We start from the raw sequence: 5455 nt of genomic DNA on the forward strand, positions 1-5455 counted from the left end.
TCGACGCCCAACCTGGGCAGGGCGTTGAGGCGGGTTGAGGCCAACCGGGGTGCTCCGGGGGTGGACGGCATGACCACGGACGGGTTGCGTCCGTGGCTGCGTGATCACTGGCCGGAGGTCCGGCAGGGTCTGGAAGAGGGCACGTACCGGCCGTCGCCGGTTCGCCGGGTGACGATTCCCAAGCCCGGCGGGGGCGAGCGGTTGCTGGGGCGTGCCGACGGCGTGCCCATCCGCAGCCGCTTTCCGTCGGGGTCGCGCAGTTCGATTGGACCGCGCTGCTCAGCGTCGGCGTGCTGGTGATCCTCAACGCCTTCGCGGTGGTGCTCACGCCGACGATCCCGCGAGCCTGATCGTCGGCGCAGACCCGGATCCGGTGACCACCGCCGTCGTGACGTCCTTCGGGGAGTGGACGGCGAAGCCGTTGCCGGTGGTGATCATCGCGTTCCGGCCTGCGGGGGCCACAGTTCAATTCCGGCCTGCGGGGGCCACAGTTCAAACTGACAGCCAACTGGCTTGGCAGGATGTGCTCCTCGGGCTGCGCGCCACGGCGGTTCGGTTTGCGGGCGAGGTTTAGCGGGTGACAACTCGGACGACCTCGTTTCCGAGGACCACCTCGTCGCCTTCGATCAGTTGCTTGCCGCGGCGGGTTTCGACCGCGCCGTTGACCTCGACCTGGCCGTCCTCCAGCAGCGCCTTCGCCTCCGCTCCGTGCTCGACGAGGCCCGCCAGCTTCAACAGCTGCCCGAGCCGGATCATGTCGTCCCGGATCTCCACTTCGCGCATACCGTCATTGTCCGCCGCGCGTCTCGCACGCAGCCGAACCGGGTAGGGCGGTGCCGATCGGTGCGTGCGCGGTCACCCGCAGCCCGCGTTCGGCGGGTCGCGGGGACTGTTCCGGCGTGCTGTATTGGCTGCGGACCCAGCCGTGCGAACTACCAGGAGTTGTGCCGTGCCAGTCGCCGTCACCGGAAGCATCGCCACCGACCACCTGATGCACTTCCCGGGCCGGTTCACCGAGCAGCTCGTCGCCGACAGCCTGGAGCAGGTGTCGCTGAGCTTCCTGGTGGACGGGCTCGTGGTCCGGCGCGGCGGCGCCGCGGCCAACATCGCGTTCGCGCTGGGCGTCCTGCGGCAACGGCCGGTGCTGGTCGGCGCGGTCGGAGACGACTTCGCCGACTACCGCTCCTGGCTGGAGCGCAACGGCGTGGACTGTTCGGGCGTGCACGTTTCAGAGGTCGCGCACACTGCTCGGTTCGTGTGCACCACCGACGACGAGTTCAACCAGATCGCGTCCTTCTACGCAGGTGCGATGTCGGAGGCCCGCAACATCGAGCTGGCCCCGGTGATCAGCTTCACCGGTGCCGACCTGGTGCTGATCAGCCCGAACGACCCGCAGGCCATGCTGCGGCACGCCGACGAGTGCCGGCACCGCGGCTACCGGTTCGCCAGCGACCCGTCGCAGCAGCTAGCCAGGCTCAGCGGAGAGCAGGTGCGCCGGGTGGTCGAAGGCGCGGACTACCTGTTCACCAACGAGTACGAATGGGGCCTGCTGCGGCAGAAGACCGGTTGGACCGATGCGGAGGTGCGGCAGCTGGTCGGCACCCGGCTCACCACCCTCGGCGCGAGCGGGGTGGAGGTCGTCACCGGCGGCGAGCGGCTGCTGGTGCCCGCGGTCGCGGAGCGGGCGAAGGTCGACCCGACCGGGGTAGGCGACGGTTTTCGGGCGGGCTTCCTTGCTGGTGTCCAAACAGGACTGTCTTTGGAGCGTGCTGCGCAGCTGGGGTCGTTGATCGCCGTGCACGTATTGGAGGTGACCGGGACGCAGGAGTGGACCCTCGACCACGGCCGCGCCCGGCAGCGCTTCGCCGACGCCTTCGGCGCCGAAGCGGCGGCGGAGGTCGGCCCGCTCCTCGGCTAAGCGATGCTTTCGGCTGGTCCGGCCCGTGAGTGCTGCGCGCGGCTGCAGACCCTGCGCGGGAACTCGTTCTGCCGGGATGCTTCGGTGCTGCTCGGGCGGGAACGGTGTGGTGCTGCCTCGCCAATTGGTGTGAAGCGAACGGCCTCTTTACCACCGTAGGCGGCACGAACTCCGTTCGCTTCACCCCAGCGCATTCCTGGACGCAGCTGGTCTACAGCTTCGCCTTCGGTAACCCCGATGCCGGCCCGCCGGCCAACGCCGACGTACGACCGACCTGGCGAGCTGTGACAACTCGGCTTGGGTTTGCGAGCCCGTTGGGTCTCATATTCGGGTGAAGTAGACCCGATTTGGTCCCGCTTGCGGCAGAAGGGCGATTCGGATGCGAACTCCACGCGGTAGAAAGCTATTCAGACTCGGCGCGATCGGTGCTGCGGCGTTGGTAATGCTGGGTGGCGTCCCGGCGGCATCGTCGGCGCCCGCCCCGGCGAGGCGGGACGTCATGTTCGTCGGCAACAACTGGGATGGCACCGTCGACCTGGTTAACGCCGAGGTCGGCAAGTACCAGCGCATCGACGTGGTGCCCGACCTGCAGCAGCGGCTCGCCCGAGATGACCCCGGACGAGCACGCCGCGATGCTAGTCATCCGCAACACCGCCGGAGAAGGGCACGACCAACTCGTCGACGACATCGCGGTGTCGCCGGACGGGCGCACCATGTACGTCTCGCGGACCAGCCTCGGCGACGTGTCCGCCTTCGAGCTCGGCACCGGTCGGCAGGTCTGGCGCACCGACGTGAGCGGGTACCGGTCCGACCACATGGCTCTGTCGCCGGACGGCTCCCGGTTGGCGGTCTCGGCGACCACTGCCAACCTGGTCGACATGCTCGACCCGGTCACCGGCACCGTGGTCCGCAGCTTTCCGACCGGCGATTTCCCGCACGAGAACAGGTTTTCCGCGGACGGCCGGACGCTGTACAACGCCACCACTGGCCGGGTGATCATGCCCGACCGGTGGCTGACCATTGTGGACACCTCGACCATGGCCATCACCGATGTGATTGACTTCGGCGTCGGCATCCGGCCGTTCCTGCTACTGCCAGACGGGCGGACGATGTACGCGCAGCTGTCCTTCCACCACGGATTTCCGGACGGGGTCAGCGGTGGGCGAGGACGATCATCCGTCTGAGAAGTAGCCGAACGAGGTGAACCAGTTGATCACCACGTCGAACCTGCCCACCCACGGCAAAACCCGCATGTCGCCGTGGACGTACTCGACCTGCACGCCTCGGGCTTCGGCGTCCGCGCCGGCCTCGTCGAGGAACAGCGGCGGGCAGTCCAGTCCCGTCATCCGGCAGCCGCGCGCCGGTTGGTCAGCCGGCCGTGACCGCAGGCCAGACCCCGGTAAATGTTTGGCCCCGGCGGCTCCGGCCCACCGCCGGATCAGGCAGCCGGGTCAGTCAGCGCGTCCGCCATTGCCGTGATGTCCTCCGGCCGCACCCGGCAGCAGCCGCCGATCACGTGGGCGCCCGCCGCGCGCCAGCCGCGGGCCAGCGCCGTCGACAGCCGGGCGCGGCCCGTCCACGCGCGCCGCTGCGCGTCCCAGCCCTCCCCGCTGTTGGGGTAGACGACGATCGGCTTTTTCACTGCGGCGCGGGCGATCTCGATCGCGGTCAGCACGTCGTCCGGCGCCGAGCAGTTGACCCCGACCGCGATGATCGCGTCGCTGTCCGCCGCCACGGCGAACGCTTCCGCCAGGGGCTGGCCGGCCCGGGTCTGCTCGCCGCTGATCGTGAACGACAGCCAGGCCGGGACGTCCAGGCCAGCGACCGCGTCCACCAGCGCTTCCGCCTCGTCCACATCCGGGACGGTCTCCAGGGCGAAGACGTCCGGGCGGGACTCCGCGAGCGCCTCTAGCCGCGGCCGGTGGAAGTCGTGCAGCTCGCGCTTCGTCAGGCCGTACCGGCCCCGGTACTCGGAGCCGTCCGCCAGCATCGCGCCGTACGGGCCGATCGACGCCGCCACCCAGCGGTGCCGGCCCGGCTCCACTTCGCCGGCGAGCCGGGCCAGTTCCACGCTGCGCCGCATAAGCTTCGCCGCCTCGGCGCGCTCGATGCCGCGCTCCGCGAACCCCTCGAAGCTCGCTTGGTAGCTCGCGGTCGTCGCGATCTCCGCGCCCGCCCGGAAGAACGCGGCATGCGCCGCGACGATCTCCTCCGGCGCATCCGCCAGCAGGCGCGCCGACCACAACGCATCGGAGAGGTCGTGGCCCTGCGCTTCTAGCTCGGTGGCCAGGCCGCCGTCCAGGATCATCGGTGCGCCGCTGAGGCTGAACGCGTTCATGCGCTCAGCGTAGTCGTGCGCGGTGTTGGCCGGTCATCTGAAGCGAAGGGACCGTTCACCTGGGCAGGAGGCGCGAATGGATGCTCCGTTTCGCTAGCGGCCGCACGAGCCGCCGGAACACCCCCAACGGCGACAGGTCGTCGACGCGCCCGGCCTCGTCGATCTCGCTGGGAATCTCGTCGAAGTAGCCCTTCAACATGTAGGTGCAGGACGAGCTAGCGGTGCCGCAGTACACCAAGTACCAGTCCGAACACGCTGCCCAGCAGGCCAAGGGGTAGCAGGATGTTGTACAGCGGCACGATCAGCGCCACGAACGGGAACATCTGCTCCACCAGGAACATCTGCACCACCAGGAACGTCAGCAGCCAGTGCCGCCCCGCGAAGCGGAACCGGCTGGCGGCGTAGGCGGTGGCCGCCAGCGGCACGCCGAGCACCGTCGTCAGCCCGCGATGAGCACCGAATTGCCGAACCAGCTCAGGAATGCGTCCTTGGCGCCGGAAAGTACGTCCCGGTAGTTGTCCAAACTGGACTCGTTAAACAGCGTTTGGGTGGACTCGATCGCCTTGGCGTCCGGCTTGAACGACACCACGAGCACCCAGAACGCCGGGAACACCGCGATCAGGGAAGCGACGACCAGCGCCGCGTGCGAGCCGCTGGCCGCGGTGGATCTCCCACGCAACCGGGCTGGCTCGGTCGCCGCGGAAGTCCACTCGATACCGGTGGCGCGAACAACATCCCCACACCATGGACGAGCACAGCGGCCACCCCGGCAGCTGGTTAACCCGGGAACCCGTGGAGCGCCGGATGCGTGGAGACATGCACGTCCGGTGCGGCGGGCGGGCCGGGGAACGGACCGGGAGCAATCCTGGCACCGCGCCCCGGCCCGACCCACCATCGTCGGCACCCGCAACGAGAGCGCGATCGTGACCCTGGTCGAGCGCTCCACCCGCTACGTCATGCTCGGACACCTGCCCGGCGGGCACACCGCCGAGGAGGTCCGCGACGTGCTGGTGCCCTTGATCCAGACCCTGCCCGAGCACCTACGCGGCTCGCTGACCTGGGACCAAGGCTGCGAGATGGCCGCACACAAGCAGTTCACCGTGATCACGGGAGTGCCGGTCTACTTCTGCGACCCGCACTCACCCTGGCAACGCGGATCCAACGAGAACACCAACGGGCTACTACGGCAGTACTTCCCC

The 5455-nt window shown here is 69.1% G+C and carries 10 protein-coding genes and 2 pseudogenes; 4 read left to right on the forward strand and 8 right to left on the reverse strand.

Features of this window, described 5'->3' with window-relative positions:
• A pseudogene (locus ACWDKQ_RS34885) lies at positions 1–300 on the forward strand (hypothetical protein); the annotation flags it as partial.
• Positions 301–324: 24 nt separating this feature from the next.
• Here ACWDKQ_RS34885 and ACWDKQ_RS34890 read toward each other — a convergent pair.
• Positions 325–462, reverse strand: a complete 138-nt coding sequence (locus ACWDKQ_RS34890) for a hypothetical protein (protein WP_450143028.1) — start codon at positions 460–462, stop codon at positions 325–327.
• Positions 463–570: 108 nt separating this feature from the next.
• Positions 571–783, reverse strand: a complete 213-nt coding sequence (locus ACWDKQ_RS34895) for an RNA-binding S4 domain-containing protein (RefSeq protein WP_450143029.1) — start codon at positions 781–783, stop codon at positions 571–573.
• Positions 784–991: 208 nt separating this feature from the next.
• Between ACWDKQ_RS34895 and ACWDKQ_RS34900 the strand changes: the two genes are divergently transcribed.
• Positions 992–1918, forward strand: a complete 927-nt coding sequence (locus ACWDKQ_RS34900; protein ID WP_450143037.1) for a carbohydrate kinase family protein — start codon at positions 992–994, stop codon at positions 1916–1918.
• 403 nt (positions 1919–2321) lie between these two features.
• Here ACWDKQ_RS34900 and ACWDKQ_RS34905 read toward each other — a convergent pair whose 3' ends face one another.
• The gene (locus tag ACWDKQ_RS34905) at positions 2322–2561 is read right to left on the reverse strand and encodes a hypothetical protein (RefSeq protein ID WP_450143030.1); all 240 of its coding nucleotides are present in this window, start codon (positions 2559–2561) and stop codon (positions 2322–2324) included.
• On the opposite strand from ACWDKQ_RS34905, the gene ACWDKQ_RS34910 reads away from it, so the two are divergent.
• Positions 2551–3102 (forward strand): YncE family protein, encoded by a 552-nt coding sequence (locus tag ACWDKQ_RS34910; protein ID WP_450143031.1) that lies wholly within the window; start codon positions 2551–2553, stop codon positions 3100–3102. The genes ACWDKQ_RS34905 and ACWDKQ_RS34910 overlap by 11 nt on opposite strands.
• On the opposite strand, the gene ACWDKQ_RS34915 is transcribed toward ACWDKQ_RS34910, so the two are convergent.
• The 5 genes from ACWDKQ_RS34915 to ACWDKQ_RS34935 form a co-directional block, all read right to left on the reverse strand.
• Entirely contained in the window at positions 3091–3264 is a 174-nt protein-coding gene (locus ACWDKQ_RS34915) for a class I SAM-dependent methyltransferase (RefSeq protein WP_450143032.1), read from the reverse strand. The two genes, ACWDKQ_RS34910 and ACWDKQ_RS34915, sit on opposite strands and share 12 nt — an antisense overlap.
• A gap of 92 nt (positions 3265–3356) precedes the next feature.
• Positions 3357–4256 carry a homocysteine S-methyltransferase gene (gene mmuM, locus ACWDKQ_RS34920; RefSeq protein WP_450143033.1) on the reverse strand — a complete coding sequence of 300 codons (900 nt, stop codon included), beginning with the start codon at positions 4254–4256 and terminating at the stop codon, positions 3357–3359.
• Between the two features lie 55 nt (positions 4257–4311).
• Complete coding sequence (locus ACWDKQ_RS34925) at positions 4312–4494, reverse strand: hypothetical protein (RefSeq protein WP_450143034.1); 183 nt, start codon at positions 4492–4494, stop codon at positions 4312–4314.
• Entirely contained in the window at positions 4472–4681 is a 210-nt protein-coding gene (locus tag ACWDKQ_RS34930) for a hypothetical protein (RefSeq protein WP_450143035.1), read from the reverse strand. The genes ACWDKQ_RS34925 and ACWDKQ_RS34930 overlap by 23 nt, the downstream gene beginning before the upstream one ends.
• 14 nt (positions 4682–4695) lie before the next feature.
• The gene (locus ACWDKQ_RS34935) at positions 4696–4935 is read right to left on the reverse strand and encodes a hypothetical protein (RefSeq protein WP_450143036.1); all 240 of its coding nucleotides are present in this window, start codon (positions 4933–4935) and stop codon (positions 4696–4698) included.
• A 214-nt stretch (positions 4936–5149) separates the two neighbouring features.
• Between ACWDKQ_RS34935 and ACWDKQ_RS34940 the strand changes: the two are divergent.
• Positions 5150–5455 (forward strand): annotated as a pseudogene (locus ACWDKQ_RS34940) (IS30 family transposase); the annotation flags it as partial.

It is taken from the genome of Saccharopolyspora sp. NPDC000995 (assembly GCF_053599315.1).